The following is a 20,201-nucleotide window of genomic DNA, read 5'->3' on the forward strand; positions in this document are numbered from 1 at the left end:
GGCGCCTCATCACGAAAATTCCTCGGGTCTACATAATGAAAGACTTCCGAGAGACGCTTGGTTCCTGCCATTGCGGCGCCGTGTGCAATCAGAACGAGTAGCTAGACACGGCCGTAACACGGCAATGGGTAATCAGGTCACTGACGCCGCCGAGCGCTGCGGCGCGTGCGAGCGCGTGCGGCACCCGGATGGGACGGAGATAGCGCCGAAGCTAGAGCGGGGGTGGATGCTCATCCCCGCCAGCATGATCGAACACCGCAGGAGAGCCGCGTGAATCGTCCGCTGATCATCGACAGCTTCGCGGGCGGCGCTCAGTTGTTCAGTGAGCGCGGTGGCCCAAGCGCCATGGTCTGTGCCTTGATTTCTATCAGCCGTATCAACTTGTCGTCCGCGCCTTCCGCACGCCAGCCCTCAATCGCGGCTCGAAGAAAGCCACCGAATTCTTCGCGCTTCATCACCCCTTGCTTCTCCAAGAAGGTGATCAGGACATTCAAAATAGCGACTGTGGCGTTGTCGGTTGCGGCGATCGTTTCAGCTTGTGATGGCGTCATCGCGAGCTCCGAATCGATCATCAGAGCGAGAAAGATAGTCGCGCCTTTTCCTCACCTGAAGCCCGCGGAAGCGGACATATGCCTCCCCAGGATGACCCGTGCCGAGGCGCGCGAGATGGCGGACGATTTGCGCAGCGCAGCGGGTCGGGCTGAGGGGAGGATCAGGACGTGAACGCTGTCCCCGAAGGTCAACTCACTGGCGGACATGCCGAGAACATGACGGTCTGCCCGGTCCGAATCGGGAACAAACCCGCGCAGGACGACGCACCACCTGGCGCCTGGACCCTCACCACAACCCGCAGCCCCGACGGCATGGTCGATCTCACGACGACCATCGCCACCGAGGGCGAGCCGATGATCGTGGTGCTGCGCCTGACCCGCGAGGAGGCCCGAGCCCATGCTCGGGGCGTGATGGCTGCGGCGGGGGATGCGTTGGAGCGGACGTTTGGAGGGGAGGAGCAGCAGTGAGTGCCGTATCGCGTGAGGACATCTCCGACGACACCCCGCTGCGCCTCGCAACGGCGGCGGTGCTCGCCTTCCCGGGTGGCGGGATGACCGCTTCCGGCCTCCGACGTGAAGCCGCCCGCGGACGCCTAGCCATCGAGCGGATTGCGGGCAAAGACTACACCACGCTTGCAGCGATAGCCGAGATGAGAGCCCTATGCCGCGCCGCTCCGAAGGTCCTCACCTCAAACTTGAGCGAGCCGAGGTCGACGCGACCGGCAAGATCACCCGCCACGCCAGTTGGATCATCCGCGACGGCAAGCGGAAAGTCCGCACTGGATGCCGCGCGGATGAGGCTCGCGAAGCTCAGAAGCGGCTCGCCGCCTACATCACCGAACAGCACGCACCCGCTCGCGAACGCGACCGTCACCCGTCTCAGGTAGACGTGGCGGACGTGATCTCTGTCTACGTGGACGACGTGACGGCCCGCCTGAAGCGACCCCGCGAGATCGCCGCGCGCCTCGGCCGCGTGCTTGAGCACTTCGGCGACAAGAAGCTGAGCACGGTGACCGGCGCTTCGTGTCGAGCCTACGCGACTGCCCGAGGCAATTCGGGCGCGGCGCGGCGCGAGCTCGAGGATTTCCGAGCGGCGATCAACCACTACCACCACGAGGGATTCCTTGAGGTACCGGTCGCCGTCGTGCTGCCGGAGAAGGGCGCATCACGCGAGCGCTGGCTGACCCGATCCGAGGTCGCCCGGCTGATCTGGGCCGCCTGGCGCTACAAGGAAGTCCAGAAAGGATATCCGACTGGCCGGCGCTCGCGGCGCCACGTCGCCCGGTTCATCCTGGTCGCGCTCTACACGGGCACCCGGGCTGGTGCGATCTGTGGCGCGGCAATTCGGCCGACCGTCGGCAGCGGGTTCGTCGATCTCGACCAGGGCATGTTCTACCGCCGTGCGCCGGGCTCGCGCGAGACGAAGAAGCGGCAGCCGCCGATCCGGATGCACCCGCGTCTACTCGCTCATCTGCGTCGGTGGGAGCGTCTCGGCATTTCCAGCAAGTGGGTCGTGGAGTGGCAGGGACAGAAGGTGGGCCGGATCAATAAGGCGTTTCGCGCGGCTCGTACCGACGCCGGCCTCGGCCCAGACGTGATCCCGCATTCCCTTCGACACACGGCGGCGACGGTCCTCCTGCAGAACGGCTGCCCAGCGTGGGAGGCCGCCGGCTACCTCGGCATGACCCTGGAGGTGCTGGAGGGAATCTACGGCCACCACCACCCCGACCACTTCGGCGGAGCAGTCCAAGCCATCGGGACGCGGAAAACGTCCCACCGGGACGCTTTCAACGGAACCGAACGCGAACGGAGGGCCGCGAGATGATGCGCGCCGCTGAGGAAATCCGCGCACGTTCGTGCGGGAAACGCGTTCGGGACGTGGGGGTCGCAGGTTCAAATCCTGCCACTCCGACCAATCTTTCCCGAGACTGAGCGGATCCCCCATGCAGGGTGTGGGGTGGATCGCTCGTCGATCCCCTTGCTGAATCGCGCGATCGTGGCGCAACCGTCCTGGCCGGAACGGCGGCCGGTTCTGCCGGGCGCCATCGCGGGCAGTCGGCGGCAGGCCGGGCGGCGGTCGACGGCGCCCAGCCTGCCCATCGAGCCAGCCTGAGGAGGGCGACGGCGCGACCGCGCCAACCTGTCTCGGAGTGATTGCCGGATCGTTTACGCCGGTCGCCGATCACTGCCGGGCGGCGGGACGGCGCGGGAGGCCGCCATCGGACGCCCGACCTCACGGGCGCCCGGCCTGGGCCTCATGCGGCGCCCGGCATCACCGCGCCGCACGGGGCTGGAGCGGACCCGTCACCCCGTCGCCTCGATCCTCGATGAAGACGATCATGCGGGGGCGCGTGAGGAAGGTGAGACCGCCCAGGCCCGCCCCGCCGATCAGCCACAGGACGGCCGCGAGCGCGGCGCCGGAGGCGGAGCCCAGGGGCATGCCGGTTCCGGCCGCCGCGGCCATGCCGGCACCGGCGCCGGTGATGGCGGCCTCGACATAGGCCCAGAGCCACCACACGGTCAGGCCGTTGAAGCCGACGAACGCCCACTTGCAGAAATTGCCCACAACGCCACGCTTACGCGTGACCACCCGATACACCGATGTCATCCCGGTCCTTTGCCCGCTCAATGCGTGGGCGCTATGGCGCGGAAATGGGCATGCGAGATAGGGCGTGGATGGCAAAGCTGGATTGCCGGAACCGCTGGCGCGATGGGTTATCGCGCCCCGCGCGGGCTACGGCTTGCCGGCCCCGTCCTCGGGGCCGGACTCGCCGCGGGCGGCCGCCTCGGCTTCGGTGCCGGCCCGCTCCATCGGCCCGTCCTGGGCACGGACCTTGCCGGTCGTCGTGTCCTGCGGGCTGTTGGCAAGCCCCTCGCTCTCGGGCTTGCCCGCGGGCATCCGCTGGGCCTGCGTGTCGGTCTTGTCGTCGGGCATGCGGCTCTCCTCGCATGCCAACGCGGCACGCGGAGCCCGCGATCCCCGAAGGCCCGCCGCTACGCGGTGACTTGCGCCGGCCCCAGGAACTGCACCCAGAGGCGGGCGCCGTCCTGGCCCTGCTTCCGGCAGGTCACGCGGGCCAGTCGATCGTCGCAGGCGACGCCGACGGACAGAACGAAATGCTCGGGAATTCCGGCAGCGCTCATCAGTTCGAGGCACGCGCCCGCATCGTCATCGTCGCGCATGTGACAGCCGATGATCTCGCTCCCGAGCAGGATCTTGGCGGTGATGGGGGCGCTGACGCGCAAATCGGCTCGGTCTGGCTGCAAGCGCAGGCTCCTGTCCGTTTTGTGTGACGGCGCCCTTATGACCTCCAAGCATGACGAAAGCTTGACCGTACGGCCGGGTACCGAGCCCGGTCCCGCGCCGCCCGATCCCGATCCGCGCCGAGAGCCCGATTGGGCGATCAGGGAGCGGGCTGCAGCAGGTCGTCGAGCGCCCGCCGAACCGCCTCGAGTCCGGCCGCCGCCGCGATCTCGCAGGGGCGAAGCTTCGGAAGGCGCGGATCGGCTCGCGCAGGGCGCCGCTCGGCGCCCTGCCGCCTCGGCGTCAGCGGCGCCGCATCGGGGGCGGCAGAATCCGCGAGGGCGTTCGTCATTCCAATCCGTCTCCGGCTCCCCCGACGGGGATGTCGAAGATTACCAGCGCGTCAGTGGATCCTTCAGGGCTCAGACGGTGTAGGGCACCCGCCCCTTTCGGGGGATGCGGGATTGGAGCCCGAGACCATGCGCGCCGGGAACCGCGCGGCTCACAGGACCTGCGACAGGAAGCGGCGGGTGCGCTCGTCCTGCGCGGCGGTGAAGAACGTGCTCGGAGGGCCGTGCTCGACGATCACGCCCCGGTCGGTGAAGTAGATGTGGTCGGCGACGTCGCGGGCGAAGTTCATCTCGTGGGTGACGAGGAGGCAGGTCATGCCGTCCTCCGCGAGTTCCCGGATCGTCACCAGCACCTCCTTGACGGTCTCGGGATCGAGGGCGGCCGTGACCTCGTCGAACAGCATCACGTCGGGGCGCATCGCCAGGGAGCGGGCGATGGCGACGCGCTGCTGCTGGCCGCCGGAGAGCTCGCCCGGATAGCTGTCCTCCTTGCCGGCGAGCCGCACCTTGCGCATCAGCGCGCGCGCCCGTTCCTCGACCTCGCGCCGATCCTGGCCGAGGACGTGGATCGGCGCCATCATGACGTTCTGCAGCGCGGTCTTGTGCGGGAACAGGTTGTACTGCTGGAACACCATGCCGACCTTGCGGCGCAAGGCGAGCTTGTCGAGCTTGGGATCGGCCACCTCGATCCCCTCGACCCGGATCGTGCCCGAGGTGACGGGCACCAGGGCGTTGATGCAGCGGATCAGGGTCGACTTTCCCGAACCGGACGGGCCGATGATGCAGATCACCTCGCCCTTCCGCACGTCGAGGCTGATCCCCTTCAGGACCTCGACGGTGCCGAAGGATTTGTGAACGTCGACGAGTTGGACGATCGGCTTGGCGGGAGTCCAAGCGGGGGGCGCGGTGCCGGCCATGGTCACGAAATCATGCTCTCAGCGGATCTGGAAGCGCCGCTCCATGCGGGCGGTCCAGCGGTCGATCGGGTAGCAGTAGAGGAAGAAGCAGAGCAGGGCGAAGCCGTAGAGCGGCGCGAACAATTCGGGCCGCCCGCCCTCGGCGGCGTGGACCTGGGCGGTCAGGGTCAGCATCTCCGAGACGCCGACGATCGAGGCCTGCACGGTCGCCATCGCCACGAGGGCGTAGATGTTCATCCAGGGCGGCAGCATCCGCTTGACGCATTGGGGCAGGATGATCCGCCACAGGATCTGGCGGCGGGTGAAGGCCAGGGATTCGGCCGCCTCCCACTGCGTGGCGGGCACGGAGCGGACCGCCCCGCGCACGACCTCGGCGACGTTGGCCATCACCGGCAGGGAGAACCCGAAGGTCGCCTTGACCCAATCCGGCAACGGGATGCGCAGGCCCAGCACCGTCACCTGGAACGGCACCAGGAACATCACGAAGAACAGCAGCACCAGCCAGGGCGCGTTGCGGAAGAACTGCGTCACCGCCCAGGCGGCCCGGCGCAGCACCGGCTGCTCGGACAGGATCGCGAGGCCGAGCCCGACGCCCGCGACCGTGCCGATCAGCATCGCCAGAAGCGAGATCGCGATGTTGAAGGCGAAGCCCGTGAGGAGGAGCGGCGCCCATTTGACGATGACCGCCAGCGGCGAGAGCTGGGGCGCGCCGGCCTGCGCCCAGGCCGAGCCGGCGGCCAGCACCGCGCCGAGGCCGAGGAGCAACCCGTGCCGTCCGCGCAGGCGCGGGGCGAAGCGCGTCGGGACGACGCGGAACGGGTGAAGGACCGGGAGCACGTCGCGTCCGTCGGACCGGTCGCTCATCGTCCGTATCCGGGGATGCGCAGGGCCCGCTCCCAGCGATGCATGATCCAGACGAGCACGCCGACGAGGATCCCGTAGGTGGCGAGCAGCACGCACATCATCTCGAAGACGTTCTGCGATTCCGACCAGATCTGCTTGACCGCGTAGAGGGTCTCCGGGACCGCGATCGCGTAGGCGAGGGTCGTGGTCTTCAGGAGATTGATGAGGTTGTTGTTCAGGGCCGGCAGGCAGATGCGCAGGGCAAGCGGCAGGATGATGAACAGGTAGGCCTTGAGGCGGGTATAGCCGAGGGACTCGGCGGCCTCGACGGTGGTCTTCGGAACGGCCTCGATGCCGGAGCGGAAGATCTCGACGTTGAAGGCGCCGGCGAACAGCGACAGCGAGATGATCGCCCACTGGACGTTGTTGAGGATCGGCTCGCGCAGGCCCGAGGCGCTCTCGGCCGCCGGCAGCAGGGTGCCGAGGCCGAAATAGAAGAAGAAGATCTGCACCAGCGGCGGCGTGTTGCGGAAGAGCACGACATAGCCGTTGACGAGGCCGCGCAGGGTCCGCGAGGGGCCGCTCTGCAGGAGCGCCCCGACCGCGCCGATGACCAGGCTGACGAGGATCGTGCTGATGCCGAGGAAGAGCGTCGTCTTCAAACCGTTGAGATAGCGCTGGAAATCGTAGGAATCGTAGAACACCGTGAAGTTGAGGCCGGTGCTCTCGTAGAGACGCTGGAACCAGTCCGGGATGACATCCATCAAGCAACTCTCGGCGGCCGGGGGGCAGGCCCCCGGCTCAGGTTGACGATTCCGGCCCGGGCAGCCCGGCGCGGCGCCGGGCCCCCGCGCGGGCGCTCGGCCTCAATTGGTGGCGTTCTTGTACTTCTCGTGCATCGCCTTCGAGTAATCCGTCGGCTCGATGCCCCACTTCTTCTCCTCCGCGACGACGAACCCGGTCTTCATCCAGTCCTTGGTCGTGGTCTCGAGGAGCGCCTGCAGGGTAGAATTGCCGGGCGCCACCGCCATGATCCACGGGGCCTCGAGCACGCCCTTCAGCGGCATGGCGTATTCGGCCTTCCACTCCTCGTCGAGCAGGCGGCCCTGGATGAAGGTCTGGTCGTAGAGATAGCCGACGCAATTGCCCTGCTTGAGCGCGAAGAGCGGCTTCTCCGACCCGTCGAAGGCGACGATCTCCGCCCCGTAGGTGCGGGCGATGTCCTTGTTGTACCAGGCGCCCGAGGTGGCGCAGACGGGCTTGCCCTTCAGCTCGGCCCAATCCTTGATGCCCGACTTCTTGGGCAGCAGCACGTTGACGAAGTCCGAGTAATATTGCGGGTCGATCGCCTGGACGACCCGGCGGCGCTCGGGCTTGTCCGAGACCGTCGCGATCAGGAGGTCGACCTTGCCCTGCTGCAGGAACTCGATCCGGTTCGAGGAGACCACGGGCACGAGTTCGAGCTTGACGCCGAGACGCTTGGCGACGTCGGCCGCGAGATCCGGCTCGATGCCGATGATGGTGCCGCTCGGGTCACGGAAGCCGAAGGGCTTGTAATCCGCCTTGACGCCGACGACGAGCGTTCCGCGCTGCTTGATCGCGTCGACGCCGTCGGCGGCACCGGCCGTCCCGAGGCCGAAGCCGAGCCCTGACAGGATTGCGGCCGCGTGGATCAGGGCACAGGTCGTCTTACGCATGGGATCACGCCTTTCTGGATGAATTCGGGGGCTGGAACCTCGCAACGTCGATTGCGAGGATCGACGCTTGCCGCGCCGAGTGCAACGGCTGACTGCGCTTCACCGGTGCGGTGCCGACCGATTGTATACAAGCAAGGCAGAGGCCAGCGGCCGCGCCCGACCGGCCTCCCCTGCGGCGGGGCGCCCTAGCGGAAGCGGCCGAGCGCGAAGGGCGCGAGGTCGACGGGGCTTCGCCCCCGCGCGAGCAACCCGGCCACCGCCTCGCCGATGCCGGCGGAATGCTTGAAGCCGTGGCCCGAACAGGCGGAGACGACGAGGATGCGGTCCTGCTCCGGGTGCCGGTCGATGATGAAGCCGCGGTCCGGCGTCACGGTGTAGAGGCAGGCCGCCGCCTGCGCGACCTCCGGCGTCGCGCCGGCCAGCCGCCCCTGCACGTGCTGGCGATACATCTCGGCCGATTCGGCCGCGCTCACCATCCGGTCGACCGCGTCGGCCGTGGTGGAGGCGGCGTATTGCTCGGTCGCGACCTTGATCCGGCGCTCGCCGGGCATCGGCGGGAAGCCGTAGAAATAATCGACCTCCCGCGGCCCGTGCATCCAGATGAAGACCGGCGCGTCGGGCCCGAAGGGCGTCGTGTCGTCGAGGGCGTACCAGTGCAGGACCTGCCGGTTGACCGCGAGCAGCCGTCCGAAGGGATCGCCGAGGAGGGGCGCTGCCCAGGCGCCTGCCGCCACGACCACCCGGTCGGCTCGGAGCGTGCCGTCCGGGGTCTCGATGCGCACGCCCGCGCCGTCCTGCGCGATCGCGCGGACATCCGTGCCCGTGCGGATCTCGGCCCCGTGCGCCACCGCCTGCGCCAGCTGCGCGGCAATGCAGCGCTCCGGCGCGACGTAGCCGCCGCCGGGCTCGAAATAGGCCTTCTCGTCGCCGGCGAGGTTCAGGAATTGCGGGAATTGCCGGGCGACCGCGCGCCCGTCGAGCACCGCGTGCGGGATACCGGACGCCTCCGCCACCGCGACCGAACGCGCCACGAAATCCGGCTTGCCATGGTGCAGGGTCTCGCCCTGGCCCGGGGACAGGACCAGCACGCCGCAGGAGGTGAGCAGGGTCTCGCCGGTTGCCGCCTCGAGCTCGCGCCAGATGCGGTGAGAGGCGAGGACGAAGGGCACGTAATCGCCGCCTTCGCCGACGGCCTGGCGGGTGATCCGGGTCTCGCCGTGGCTCGAGCCCAGCGCGTGGGGCGGCGCGAAGCGATCGAGACCGACGACCTCCGCCCCGCTCCGGGCGAGCTGGTACAGGACGGCGCTGCCCATGGCGCCGAGGCCAACCACCGCGACATCGACCCGCTCACGCATACCCGCTTCCCGTTCCTGTCCAGATTCTGCCGCGAAGGTCTTTTTTCGCTGTGCGTCGAGTCACGTAGCCCGGAGCAAATCCAGGCCGAACCCACCGGGCTGCCCGGCCGCATCTGCCTCGCCCGCAACCCGCGGGCGTTCGGCAAATCCCGTACCAGCCCGGCACCGCCCAGCCGGCCCGGAACCGACGGCGCCATCGCGGGGCGCGCCGGGGACCGCCTCCGGCATCAAGGCCTCAATAGCCGCGGGCCCGATCGACCGCCTCCGGACATCGCCCGCTCGCGCGGTAGCGGCGCACGTTGGCGGCGACGATCCCGGCGGCCGAGACGCGGTCCGTCGGCGCCGAGATATGGGGCAGCACCGTCACCCGCGGGTGATCCCAGAGGGCGGAATCCGGGGGCAAGGGCTCCACGTCGAAGACGTCGAGGATGGCGTGAGCGAGGTGCCTCGAATCCAGCGCCGCGATCAGGTCCGGGGTCACGACGATCGGTCCGCGGGCGAAGTTGATCAGGCTCGCGCCGGGCTTCATCTGCGCGAGCCGCGCGCCGTCCAGGAGACCGCGCGTCTCGGCGGTCAGCGGCAGGAGGCAGACCACGATGTCGCTGTGCGCCAGGAGGCCGGACAGCCCGGCGGCGCCGGTCGCGGTCTTTATGCCGGGCAGCGTTTGCTCGGATCGGCTCCAGCCCGCCACCGAGAAGCCGGCGCGGAGCAGGCAGGCGGCGGCGGCGGCGCCGAGCGCGCCGAGGCCGAGCAGCCCGACCCGTGTCCGCGACGGCGCGCGATAGGGAAGCGCCTGCCAGACCCGCCGGCGCTGCTGCCCGGCATAGGCCGGCATGTCGCGGTGGAGATAGAGGGTCCAGGCGAGGACGGCCTCCGCCATCGCCCGCGACAATTCCGGGTCGATGAGCCGAACGATCGGGGGGGCGTCCGCGCCGAGCTCGCCGACCAGCCGCTCGACGCCGGCCCAGAGGCTCTGCACCCAGGCGAGGTTCGGGAGCGCGGCGACATCCGCGGGATCGGGATTTGCGACGATGGCGATGTCGGCCTGCCGGCGCTGCTCGGCGCTCAGCACCGAGAAGGGAAGGATCGTCTCCTCGGGCATGGCAGCGGCCAGCGCCGCGCGCCATTCCTCCTGCGTCGCCGCATCCCCGCGCGTGACCAGGGCAATCGGGTTCGTCATCTCAGCGCATGCCGCCATCGTTCAGGCGATACCACGCGATCACGGCCGACACGTAGACGCGGTGGAGCGCGTGGAGGGGAAGCCGCGCGACCGGCGTCGGGGCGACGGGCAGCGCCTCGGCATTGCCGGTGGCGACATACTCGGCGATCGCCCGCCCCATCGCGGATTGGAGGCCGACGCCCCGCCCCTGGCAGCCGATATCGATGAACAGGCCCGGTTCCGGCTCGTGCAGGTGGGGCAGGAAATCCCGCGTGATCGCGACCCGGCCGCACCAGCGGTAATCGAAGGTGACGGCGCCGAGCTGGGGAAACAGCTTGCCGACGATGCGCTCGAGATGCGCCCAATCCGCCGGCCCGCGCGGCTCGCGGAACGGGCCGCGGCCGCCGAGGAGCAGCCGGCCGGTATGGTCGAGGCGGAAATACAGCAGGAGCTTGCGGGTGTCGGAGGAGACGTGCCCCTCCGGCAGGATCGAGCGGCGCAGATTGTCGGACAGGGGCGCCGTCGCGACCTGGAAGGAATTCGCCGCGATGATGCTTTCGGCGAGGTCGGGCCAGAGCGGGCCGGTATAGCCGTTGGTGCAGAGGATCACCCGCTCGGCCCTGAGGCTGGCGCCCCGCGCGGTCGTCACGTGCCAGCCGTCGCGCGCGCGCCTCAGGCCCGTGACGGGGCTGTTGCCGTGAATGGTCGCGCCGGCGGCCTGGGCGGCGCGCGCGAGGCCCCGGGCGTAGCTCAGGGGCTGGACGGCTCCGCCCCGGCCGTCGAGCCAGCCGCCGAGATAGCGCTCGGTGCCGAGGAGCCGGTCCGTCTCGCCCTTGTCGAGGGCCCGCGCCGGGGCCCCGAGGCGGGCCCATTGCTCGGCCCGCCGCCCGACCTCGTCGAGTCCGGCCGGCGTATGCGCGCCCTGGATCCAGCCGTTGCGCCGGTGGGGCACGTCGAGGTTATGCGTCTCGATCAGGCCGAACACCGTGTCGGCGGTGCTGCCGGCAAAGCGCGCGAGGCGCGCGCCGCGCTCCTGCCCGAACTTGGCGACGAGGTCGTCGGGGTCGAACTTGAGGCCGGGGATGACCTGCCCGCCATTGCGCCCCGAGCCGCCGAAGCCGACCTCGCGCGCCTCGAGGACGACCGGCCGGATGCCGCGCTCGGCGAGGTGCAGGGCCGTCGACAGGCCGCAATAGCCCGCGCCGACGATAACGACATCGGCCTGGCCCGACCGGTCGAGCGGTGGAGTCTCCGGAGCCGGTGCCGCGGTGGCGGCCCAGAGGGAGGGTTCGAGAGGGAAGGGTTCCGCCACGCGTCAGCTCGCCTGTGTGCCTGTGGGGTCTCGCCGGTCGATCGTCGCGCTAGAGTGGGTTCAGCACCCGGCGCAGGAAGTCCTGCGTGCGCGGATGGGCCGGCCGGCTGAGGATGTCCGCGGCGGGGCCCTGCTCCACCAGCACGCCGCCATCGAGGAAGAGGACGCGGTCGGCCACCTCGCGGGCGAATCCCATCTCGTGGGTCACCACCAGCATGGTCATGCCCTCTTCGGCGAGGCCGCGCATGACGCGCAGCACGTCGCCGACGAGTTCCGGATCCAGGGCGGAGGTCGGCTCGTCGAACAGGATCGCGTCGGGCCGCATGGCGAGCGCCCGCGCGATGGCGACGCGCTGCTGCTGGCCTCCGGATAATTCCCGCGGATAGGCGTCCTCCTTGCCGGTGAGTCCGACCTTCGCCAGCAGCGCGCGGGCGCGCTCCTGCGCCTCGGCCCGCGGCTCGCGCTTCACGTGGATCGGACCCTCGACGACGTTCTCGAGCGCCGTCCGGTTCGAGAACAGGTTGAAGCGCTGGAACACCATCGAGACGCGAGTGCGGATCTCGCGGATGCTGCGGGCGTTGCGGTCGACGCGGGTGCCCGACACCCGGATTTCGCCGCCGTCATAGGCCTCGAGGCCGTTGACGCAGCGCAGGAGCGTGGACTTTCCGGAGCCGGACGGCCCGATGATGCACACGACCTCGCCCTTGGCGACCTCCGCGGAGACGCCCTTGATGACCTCCAGCGAGCCGTAATGCTTGTGCACGTCCGTGAGGCAAATCATGAACGATCCGCCCGTTTCTCGAGATGGCGCACGAGCAGGATCAGGGGCAGGCTGAGCGCGAGATACATCAGGGCCACGAGGGTGAAGACGCTGGTGTTCTTGAAGGTCGAGGAGGCGATGAGCTTGCCCTGCAGGGCCAGCTCCGCGACCGTGATGGTCGAGGCCTGCGAGGAATCCTTGAGCATCATGATCATGAGGTTGCCGTAGGGCGGCAGGGCGATGCGGATCGCCTGCGGCAGCACCACCCGCCGCATGGTGAGCCACCAGCCCATGCCGATGGCCTGGGCCGCCTCGACCTGGCCGCGGTCCACCGCCTCGATCCCGGCCCGGAAATTCTCGGCCTGATAGGCCGAGTAGGCGATGCCGAGCCCGATGATGCCCGCCTGGACGGCGGTGAGCGAGACGCCGAATTCGGGCAGCACGAAGTAGATGTAGAAGAGCTGCACGATGATCGGGATGCCGCGCAGGATGTTGACCATCACCACGCTGAATCCCGACAGGACCCGGCTGCCCGAGACCCGGAGCATCGCCCAGAACAGGCCCAGCACCGTCGAGACCGCGAGCGACGCGACCGTGATCAGGACCGTGAGCTGCACGCCCTGGAACAGGATCGGCAGGAATTCCCGCGCGTCGGAGAGGAACTCGGTCATCCGGCGGCCTTCCGGTCAGAGGTGGCTCAGGACGGGTCGGCGGAGGGCTGCAGGCCCCACTTGTCGAGGATCGCCTTGAGGCCGCCATCCTGCTTGAGCTTGGCGATGGCCGCGTTGATCCGCTGCAGCAGGTCGCCCTCGCCCTTGCGCAGGGCGACCCCGATGGAGGCGGTCACGCGCGGCTTGAAGCCCTCGACCATGCGCACGCCCTGGAAGGTGCCCTGCTTGACGTAGTAGGCGAGGATCGGGCTGTCGGCGAAGCCGGCCTTGAGGCGCCCGGAATTCACGTCCCGGATGATGTCCGGGATGGTGTCGTAGATCTTCACCTCGGCGAAGAGGCCGGACTTCTTCAGCGGCTCGACGAAGGCGGTGCCGACCTGGGCGCCGACGGTCTCGCCCTTGAGGTCCTCGAAGGTGGAATAGGCCTTGGTGTCCGCCTTCGGGACGATCAGGCCCTCGCCGTAGCTGTAGACCGGCTCGGAGAAGTCCACGACCTCCCGGCGCTGGGGCGTGATGAACATCGCGGCCGAGATCAGGTCGATCTTCCGGGCCGTGAGCGCCGGGATCAGGGTCGAGAATTGCAGCGGCTCCACCGCCGGCACGAAGCCCGCCTCCTTCCCGACCGCGTTGATCAGGTCGACCATGACGCCCTGGATGCTGTTCGTCTTCGTGTCGAGGAAGGTGAAGGGGAGCCCGGTGGGCGTGGCGCCGACCCGGAGGGCCGGCTCGGCCTGCGCGGGCGGGACGACGAGCGTCGCCAGGGCGAGGCAGGCTGCACGAACGAGATAGCGCATCTCTCAATCCTCCTGCGGCAGCGAAACCGGCGCCGCGGCTCGATCGACACTTTCATGTACGTGAAGATTACGGCATAACCGGCGGCATGACGCAAGTCGATTTCACGTGCATGAAAGCGTGTTTCGGTTGCAGGCGGTTTCCGTAGCGGCAGTTCGGGCTGGGCAGTTCGGCATGGGCAGAACGAGCGGACAGGTCATGTCATCGGGCGATGCCGTCGACGTGGCGGTCGGGCAGCGCCTCAGGGCGCTGCGGCTCGCGCGCGGCCTGTCCCTCGAGAAGGTCGCGGCGAGCACCGGCGTGTCGATCGGCTTCCTCAGCCAGGTGGAGCGCGGGCTGTCCTCGCCCTCCTTGCGCATGCTCGCCCTCCTGGCCGACACCCTGCAGACGGGGCTGGCGGGCCTGTTCGGCTCCGAGACCGAGGCCCGCGACGACGCGATCGTCACCCGCGAGCAGGACCGCCCGAACCTGTGGCTCTGGCGGGCGGGAATCACCAAGCAATTGCTGACGCCGAGCGGCACGGCCGGGGGTTTGAGCCTGTTCCGGACCGTGCTCGAGCCGAAGGCGAGCACCGGCGACGATTCGTTCAGCCACGATGGCGAGGAGGCCGGGCTGGTGCTCGAAGGGGACCTCGTGCTCACCGTGGAGGACCAGACGCTGCGGCTCGCGACGGGCGACAGCTTCCGCTTCGCGAGCCGCCGGCCCCACCGCTTCGGCAACCCCTCGGCGACGACCCGGACCGTCGTGCTCTGGGTCAACGCGATCCTGCCCACCCTCCCGGCCTGAGCGGGGCGGCGGCTTCGCGATGAACACAACTTCAAGATGCATAAAGGTGCCGAGATCGGACGATCACGCAGGGGCGCCCAAGCCGGCCCATGCGACCCGACGGCGCTTACGACCCTCGCCCTCCCCTCGGCAGCTTCGATGGCGGCCCCCATATCCCTCGCCGCCGCCTTCCGCCCGACCCGCCGCAGGATCGAATAGGTCCGAATTTGAACCGAACCGTTAGTTGATCCCTAACCGTGATCGCTCAGTCTCGCGGGCAGCGAGGTTGCGGTGATGCTCGGTATCCTGCGTCAGGTTTGGCGGGTCGCGACGGCGACGCTGGCGATCGGGGCGCTCGTGGCCGCGGCGCTCTACTCGGCCGACCTCGCGGATCGGCGCGGGGTCAATCCCTTCGCCCTGCGGACGACGGATCCGGTGGCCACGGGCTCGATCGGCCCGAAGCCGCATCCGCGGCCGAGCTGGCTCGGCATCCGCGGCTGAGCCCCTCAGGCCAGCCGCATCGCGGCGACCCCGACGACGACCAGGAGGGCCGCGGTGGCCCGGGTCGCCGGAAGCGGCTCCTTCAGGATGGTCACGCAGATCAGGACCGCGAAGAGTACGCTGGTCTCGCGCGTCGCCGCCACCAGCGGAATCGGCGCCACCGTCATCGCCCAGATCGCGATCCAGTAGGAGCCGAGGGACAGGAGGCCCCCGATCATCCCCGGGACCAGGACCCGCCGCATCGGCTCCAGGACCGCCCTGCCCCGCCGCCACAGCACGAACAGCAGGAGCGGGATCCCGTCCACCACGAACAGGGCGGCGGAATAGGCGTGGGGATTCTCGGCCACGCGCGCCCCGATCCCGTCCACCAGGGTGTAGCCGCAGATCAGGAGCGCGGTCAGCCCCGCATAGGCGAGGGCCTGCGGCCGCAGCCGCTGCCCCTTGCCGCGGCTAAGCGCGATCAGGCCGACGCCGGCGCAGAGGAGCAGGATGCCGAGCCCGGCGAGCGGCGCCACGGCCTCGCGCAGGATCACGACCGAGACCAGCATCGTCAGCAGCGGCGCGCTGCCCCGGGCGATCGGGTAGACCTGGCTCATGTCGGCGTGCCGGTAGGCCTCCGTCAGCGCGACGTAGTAGCCGAGATGCAGCAGGATCGAGCCGAGGAGCCACGGCCAGGCCTCGAACCGCGGCAGGCCGAACCAGGCGAGCGCCGGCAGGGCGATCACGCCCGCCGCCGCCGTGATCAGCGCCATGGTGAGGATCGGCTCGAGGCGCAGCTTCACCATCGCGTTCCAGCCCGCATGCATGCAGGCGCCGGCGAGGACTGCGGCGAAGACGGCGGGACTCATGCGGCGGGTCTCATGCGGCAAGACTCATGCGGCGGGACTCATAGGCTGGACCTCATGCGGCGTCGCCGCGTCGGTCCGAACGGGCCCGGTAGGGCGTGAGCCCGAGCCAGGCGGGGACGCGGCGGCCGGCGACCTCGATCTCGAACCTGCGCGCGTCGAGGCCCGCCTGGTCGAGGCCGAGGCCCCCCGTCGCGATCCGCCCGATGGCCACGAGGCCCCCGAGGGTCGCGCTGAGCGCCGCCGAGGTGACCTCGCCGACCGGCCGGCCCTCCTCGAGGATCAGCTCGCCGCCCCAGGCCATCACGTCGCCCGGCAGATCGACGAAGAGCGAGACGAGGCGGCGGTCCGGCACGGCGTCCCGCGCGGCGACGAGCGCCTCGCGACCCGCGAAGGCCGGCTTGTCGAAGCGCACGACGTGGCCGAGGCCGGCCTCGAAGGGCGTGACGTCGGGTCCGATATCGCGGCCCCAGGCGGCGTAGCCCATCTCGATCCGCAGCGCGTCGACCGCGTAGGCGCCGACATCGCGCAGACCCAGCGCTTCGCCCGCCGCCGTCAGGGTGTCGTAGACGCCGGCCGCGAACTCCGTCGGCACGATGAGCTCGAACCCGTCCCCGCCGACATAGCTGCGCCGCACCGCCCGGAGGGTGGCGTAGCCGACATCGATCTCGCGCAGCCCCTCTTGCGGGATCGTATCGATCCCGTGCGGGATCGTCCCGATCCCGTGCGGGATCGACCCCAACCCGGGCGGGATCGACCCGGTCCCCGACCGGCTCACCCGCCCGAGAAGCTCGGCGGCGCGCGGGCCGGCGAGCGCCAGCACGGCGTAGGCGGAGGTCATGTCGGTGACCACCGCGCAGGCCGCGGCCGGGATGCGGCTGCGCAGGAGGTGCTCGTCGCGGACCGCCTGCCCCGAGCCGGTGATGACCAGGAAGGAATCCGCGGCGAGCCGGGCCACCGTCACCTCGCTCTCGAAGCCGCCGCGGGCGTTCAGGATCGGGCTGTAGCGGCTCTCGCCGGGCTCCATGGCCATGTCGGCGCAGCAGATCTCCTGCAGCACCGCGAGGGCGTCGCGGCCCTGGACCAGGAGCTTGCCGAAGCTCGTCATGTCGACGAGGCCGACGCCCTCGCGGATCGCGCGCTGCTCGGCCGCGACCGCCCCGGTCCAGGCCCCGCGCCCGAAGGTGTAGGCGGGCCCGGCCGCCGCGATCTGCGCATCGAAGAGGTTCGGGCGCTCCCAGCCCATCTTCGCGCCGAACACCGCCCCCTTCGCGGCGAGCCGGTCATAGAGCGGCGAGCGGCGCAGCGGGCGGGCCGAGACGAGCTCCCGGTTCGGCCAGGGCATGGCGTAGTGCAGGCCGAGGGTCTCCTTGACCCGGTCGTGCAGCCAGGTCGGGTTGGCGTTGAACCGCGCGAAGCGCCGGATGTCGACGGCCCAGAGGTCGTCGGTCGGCTCGCCCGCGACGAGCCACTCGGCGAGCGCGCGCCCGGCCCCGCCCCCGAGCGCGATGCCCGCCGAGTTGAAGCCCGCGGCCACGTAGACGCCGGCGCAATCGGGCGATGGGCCGAGCAGGCAATTGTTGTCCGGCGTGAAGCTCTCCGGGCCGTTGAGGAACAGCTTGACCGGCGCGGTCTCCAGGGCGGGCACGCGCCGGATCGCGTTCTCCATCAGGATCTCGAACTGGTCCCAGTCGTCGGGCAGGAGCTGGAACGCGAAATCCTCCGGGATGCCGTCCATGCCCCAGGGCTTGGCCTGCGGCTCGAACCCGCCCATCACGAGGCCGCCGACCTCCTCCTTGAAATAGATGTAGCCGTCGGGGTCGCGCATCACCGGCAGGTCCGGGCTCACCCCCGGGATCGCGTCGGTGACGATGTACATGTGCTCGGCCGAATGCAGGGGCACCGACACGCCGCAGAGGGCGCCGACCTGGCGCGACCACTGGCCGGCCGCGATCACCAGGGTCTCGCAGGCGATGCGGCCCCGGTCGGTGACCACCGCCGCGACCCGGCCCGCCACCGTCTCGATCGACCGGACCCCGGTCCGCTCGAAGAGGCGCGCACCCCCGAGCCGGGCGCCGCGGGCGAGCGCCGCCGTGACGTCGGAGGGGTTGGCCTTGCCGTCGCCGGGCAGCCAGACCGCGCCGAGGAGGTCCTCGTGGCGCATCGGCGCCCAGAGCCGGCCGGCCTCGGCGGGATCGAGACGCTCGATCTCGACGCCCTGGGCCCGGGCGCTGGCGACGTTGCGGGCCAGCACCGTCATGCGCTCGGGCGTGCGGGCGACCGTGAGGGAGCCGCAGCGCTTCCAGCCGGTGGCGAGCCCCGTCTCGGCCTCCAGGCGCTCGTAGAGCCCCGTGGAGTAGCGGATCATCCGGGTCAGGCTCGCCTGCTGGCGCAATTGCCCGACGAGGCCGGCGGAGTGCCAGGTCGTCCCGCTCGACAGGCGGTCCTTCTCCAGCAGGACCACGTCGCGATGGCCGAGACCCACGAGATGGTAGGCGATCGACGTGCCGACGATGCCGCCCCCGATGATCACGGTCCGGGCCTGGGTCGGGAAAGCGCTGGCGGTCATCGGCGGCATCTCCTGCGGCTGCCCAGCCCTAGCCGAGGCCCGTCAGAAAATACAACAAAAAACCACAAAATCTCACATCAACGGGCCAGGACGAGGTCGAGGCCGCGCTCGGCGAGCGCGCCCGCCATGGCGGGCGGTGGGGCCGCGTCGACGATGAGCCCGGTGCCCCGCGGGATCGGCTGGAGCCGGATCGGGGTGAGGCGGCCGAACTTCGTGCGGTCGGCCACGATGTAGGCGCGCTCGGCCGAGGCCAGCATGCGGGCGCGCAGATCGGTCGGGAGCAGGGCGAAGTCGGTGATCTCGCCCGCGGACGAGATGCCGCCCGCCCCCACGAAGGCGAGGTCGGCCCGGAACCGGGCGAGCGCCGCGATCGCCTCGGTGCCGAAGGCGGCCTCGTCGCCGACGCTCACCTCGCCGCCGAGCATGTGGACCCGGATGCCGGGGATCCGACAGAGGCAGAGCCCGATCGGCAGGCTGTTGGTGCAGATCGTCAGCCCGGTCCAGGCCGGCCTTTCCCGCGACGCGCTCGGGTCGAGCCCGGCAAGCGCGTGCGCCAGGGCGAGCGTGGTCGCGCCGGAATCCAGGAGGACGACCATGCCGTCCTCGACGAGGCGGGCGCCGGCCCGGCCGATCGCGGCCTTGCCCTCCGGGTTGTCGCTCTGCCGATCGGCCAGCGCCGGCTCGTCGGCCCGGCGCGTCGCGCCCCCATGCACGATGGCGAGGTGGCCGCGGCCGGCGAGCGCCTTGAGATCGCGCCGGATCGTCTCCCGCGAGACGTCGAAGACCAATGCCATCTCCTCGACGCTGACATTGCCGTCGGCGGAGAGGCGCCGCAGGATCTCGTCATGCCGCCGGGCCGCGATGGGACGGGGCGGCTGGCTCATGCGTGCTTCCCGGGGCTCATGCCGCCACGGTCCCGGCCGGCATCGCGGTTGTGCGGGCCAAGGCTCCGGGCGAGGTCGAAGACGGCGCGGATCAGGCGCAGGTTGCGCCGGCGCGCGAGGCACGCGATGGCGTGCCGGTTGACGAGGTCCGGACCCGCGATCGGCACCGCGCGGATGCGGGCATCCTCGCCGCGCTCCAGGGAGGAGACGATGCCGAGGCCGAGGCCGGCGGCGGCGGCCTCGATCACCGCCTCGCGGCTGTCGAGCTCCATCAGGATCGCGGGCGCGACGCCGCGGCGGCGGCAGGCCGCATCGAAGGTCCGGCGCGTGACCGAGGTCGGCTCGCGCAGCACCATCGCGGCGCCATCGAGGCGGCGGAGGTCGATCTCGGCCTCGTCCGCGAGGGCATGGCCCCGCGGGAGGACCACGCAGATGCGCGAGGCCGCGATCTCCTCGATATGCAGGTCGGGATGGGGCTGCACCTCGGTGACCACGCCGATGCTCGCCCGCTCGGCCAGGAGCGCCTCGCAGGTCTCGGCGGCATTGCCGAGGATCAGGCTCACGGTGATGCCAGGGTGGCTCTCGCGCAGGCGCGCCAGCAGGGGCATGACGACGTGCGGGCCGTCCACCGCGATCTCGATGCGGCCGGAAACGAGGGCGCGGTTGGCGAGCAACAGGTCCTCGGCCTGCTCGACGAGGCCGAAGAGCGGCCCGGTCAGCGCCGCGAGGGCGTGACCCTGGGGCGTCAGCGCGACGCTGCGCGCCGTCCGGCGGAACAGCACGAGGTCGTAGCGCTCCTCCAGCGCCTTGATGTGCCCGGTCACCGCCGGCTGGCTGATGCAGAGCCGCTTGGCCGCCCGGGTGAAGCTGCCCTCGCGCGAGACGGCGTCGAAGGCGCGGAGCTGGAACAGGTTCATCGGCGCCTATCGACGAGACTGATGGCAGGCATTACGACAAACGATTTGATCTGATGGATGGCCCGAACG

At 70.3% G+C, this 20,201-nt stretch carries 23 protein-coding genes; 4 read left to right on the plus strand and 19 right to left on the minus strand.

Annotated features, from left to right (window positions below; translation table 11 throughout):
• Positions 1-311: 311 nt before the first annotated feature.
• Positions 312-551, minus strand: coding sequence for a hypothetical protein (locus tag F6X53_RS22775; RefSeq protein ID WP_151002648.1), 240 nt, complete (start codon positions 549-551; stop codon positions 312-314).
• 168 nt (positions 552-719) lie between these two features.
• On the opposite strand from F6X53_RS22775, the gene F6X53_RS22780 reads away from it, so the two are divergent.
• Positions 720-1,019, plus strand: a complete 300-nt coding sequence (locus F6X53_RS22780; protein WP_244965610.1) for a hypothetical protein — start codon at positions 720-722, stop codon at positions 1,017-1,019.
• 193 nt (positions 1,020-1,212) lie between these two features.
• Positions 1,213-2,376 (plus strand): site-specific integrase, encoded by a 1,164-nt coding sequence (locus F6X53_RS22785; RefSeq protein ID WP_151002649.1) that lies wholly within the window; start codon positions 1,213-1,215, stop codon positions 2,374-2,376.
• Positions 2,377-2,823: 447 nt separating this feature from the next.
• Here F6X53_RS22785 and F6X53_RS22790 read toward each other — a convergent pair whose 3' ends face one another.
• The 14 genes from F6X53_RS22790 to F6X53_RS22855 form a co-directional block, all read right to left on the minus strand.
• Complete coding sequence (locus tag F6X53_RS22790) at positions 2,824-3,159, minus strand: hypothetical protein (RefSeq protein ID WP_151002650.1); 336 nt, start codon at positions 3,157-3,159, stop codon at positions 2,824-2,826.
• A 126-nt stretch (positions 3,160-3,285) separates the two neighbouring features.
• Positions 3,286-3,486, minus strand: a complete 201-nt coding sequence (locus F6X53_RS22795; RefSeq protein ID WP_151002651.1) for a hypothetical protein — start codon at positions 3,484-3,486, stop codon at positions 3,286-3,288.
• Between the two features lie 59 nt (positions 3,487-3,545).
• Positions 3,546-3,818 (minus strand): hypothetical protein, encoded by a 273-nt coding sequence (locus F6X53_RS22800; protein WP_151002652.1) that lies wholly within the window; start codon positions 3,816-3,818, stop codon positions 3,546-3,548.
• 137 nt (positions 3,819-3,955) lie between these two features.
• Positions 3,956-4,147 carry a hypothetical protein gene (locus F6X53_RS22805; protein ID WP_151002653.1) on the minus strand — a complete coding sequence of 64 codons (192 nt, stop codon included), beginning with the start codon at positions 4,145-4,147 and terminating at the stop codon, positions 3,956-3,958.
• 150 nt (positions 4,148-4,297) lie between these two features.
• Positions 4,298-5,062, minus strand: a complete 765-nt coding sequence (locus F6X53_RS22810; RefSeq protein ID WP_151002654.1) for an amino acid ABC transporter ATP-binding protein — start codon at positions 5,060-5,062, stop codon at positions 4,298-4,300.
• An 18-nt stretch (positions 5,063-5,080) separates the two neighbouring features.
• Positions 5,081-5,926 (minus strand): amino acid ABC transporter permease, encoded by an 846-nt coding sequence (locus F6X53_RS22815; RefSeq protein ID WP_151002655.1) that lies wholly within the window; start codon positions 5,924-5,926, stop codon positions 5,081-5,083.
• Positions 5,923-6,669 carry an amino acid ABC transporter permease gene (locus F6X53_RS22820; RefSeq protein ID WP_151002656.1) on the minus strand — a complete coding sequence of 249 codons (747 nt, stop codon included), beginning with the start codon at positions 6,667-6,669 and terminating at the stop codon, positions 5,923-5,925. The genes F6X53_RS22815 and F6X53_RS22820 overlap by 4 nt, the downstream gene beginning before the upstream one ends.
• A gap of 102 nt (positions 6,670-6,771) precedes the next feature.
• The gene (locus F6X53_RS22825) at positions 6,772-7,602 is read right to left on the minus strand and encodes a transporter substrate-binding domain-containing protein (RefSeq protein ID WP_151002657.1); all 831 of its coding nucleotides are present in this window, start codon (positions 7,600-7,602) and stop codon (positions 6,772-6,774) included.
• Between the two features lie 185 nt (positions 7,603-7,787).
• Positions 7,788-8,957, minus strand: coding sequence for an N-methyl-L-tryptophan oxidase (gene solA, locus F6X53_RS22830; protein WP_151002658.1), 1,170 nt, complete (start codon positions 8,955-8,957; stop codon positions 7,788-7,790).
• Positions 8,958-9,192: 235 nt separating this feature from the next.
• Complete coding sequence (locus F6X53_RS22835; RefSeq protein WP_151002659.1) at positions 9,193-10,137, minus strand: 2-hydroxyacid dehydrogenase; 945 nt, start codon at positions 10,135-10,137, stop codon at positions 9,193-9,195.
• A gap of 1 nt (position 10,138) precedes the next feature.
• Entirely contained in the window at positions 10,139-11,428 is a 1,290-nt protein-coding gene (locus F6X53_RS22840) for an NAD(P)/FAD-dependent oxidoreductase (protein WP_151002660.1), read from the minus strand.
• 49 nt (positions 11,429-11,477) lie between these two features.
• Entirely contained in the window at positions 11,478-12,209 is a 732-nt protein-coding gene (locus tag F6X53_RS22845; protein ID WP_151002661.1) for an amino acid ABC transporter ATP-binding protein, read from the minus strand.
• Entirely contained in the window at positions 12,206-12,859 is a 654-nt protein-coding gene (locus tag F6X53_RS22850) for an amino acid ABC transporter permease (RefSeq protein WP_151002662.1), read from the minus strand. The genes F6X53_RS22845 and F6X53_RS22850 overlap by 4 nt, the downstream gene beginning before the upstream one ends.
• A gap of 26 nt (positions 12,860-12,885) precedes the next feature.
• Entirely contained in the window at positions 12,886-13,653 is a 768-nt protein-coding gene (locus F6X53_RS22855) for an ABC transporter substrate-binding protein (protein ID WP_151002663.1), read from the minus strand.
• A 196-nt stretch (positions 13,654-13,849) separates the two neighbouring features.
• On the opposite strand from F6X53_RS22855, the gene F6X53_RS22860 reads away from it, so the two are divergent.
• Positions 13,850-14,437 (plus strand): cupin domain-containing protein, encoded by a 588-nt coding sequence (locus tag F6X53_RS22860; protein ID WP_306426575.1) that lies wholly within the window; start codon positions 13,850-13,852, stop codon positions 14,435-14,437.
• 273 nt (positions 14,438-14,710) lie between these two features.
• Positions 14,711-14,917, plus strand: coding sequence for a hypothetical protein (locus F6X53_RS22865; RefSeq protein WP_238295950.1), 207 nt, complete (start codon positions 14,711-14,713; stop codon positions 14,915-14,917).
• A gap of 5 nt (positions 14,918-14,922) precedes the next feature.
• On the opposite strand, the gene F6X53_RS22870 is transcribed toward F6X53_RS22865, so the two are convergent.
• The 4 genes from F6X53_RS22870 to F6X53_RS22885 form a co-directional block, all read right to left on the minus strand.
• Entirely contained in the window at positions 14,923-15,765 is an 843-nt protein-coding gene (locus F6X53_RS22870) for an EamA family transporter (RefSeq protein WP_151002665.1), read from the minus strand.
• Between the two features lie 52 nt (positions 15,766-15,817).
• Positions 15,818-18,331, minus strand: a complete 2,514-nt coding sequence (locus F6X53_RS22875) for a GcvT family protein (RefSeq protein WP_151002666.1) — start codon at positions 18,329-18,331, stop codon at positions 15,818-15,820.
• A gap of 77 nt (positions 18,332-18,408) precedes the next feature.
• A complete protein-coding gene (locus tag F6X53_RS22880) occupies positions 18,409-19,215 on the minus strand; it encodes a DeoR/GlpR family DNA-binding transcription regulator (protein WP_151002667.1) in 807 nt (268 codons plus the stop codon).
• Positions 19,212-20,132, minus strand: coding sequence for a LysR substrate-binding domain-containing protein (locus tag F6X53_RS22885; RefSeq protein ID WP_151002668.1), 921 nt, complete (start codon positions 20,130-20,132; stop codon positions 19,212-19,214). The genes F6X53_RS22880 and F6X53_RS22885 overlap by 4 nt, the downstream gene beginning before the upstream one ends.
• Positions 20,133-20,201 lie beyond the last annotated feature (69 nt).

This window comes from Methylobacterium soli, from assembly GCF_008806385.1.
GTDB classification, from domain to species: Bacteria; Pseudomonadota; Alphaproteobacteria; order Rhizobiales; family Beijerinckiaceae; genus Methylobacterium; species Methylobacterium soli.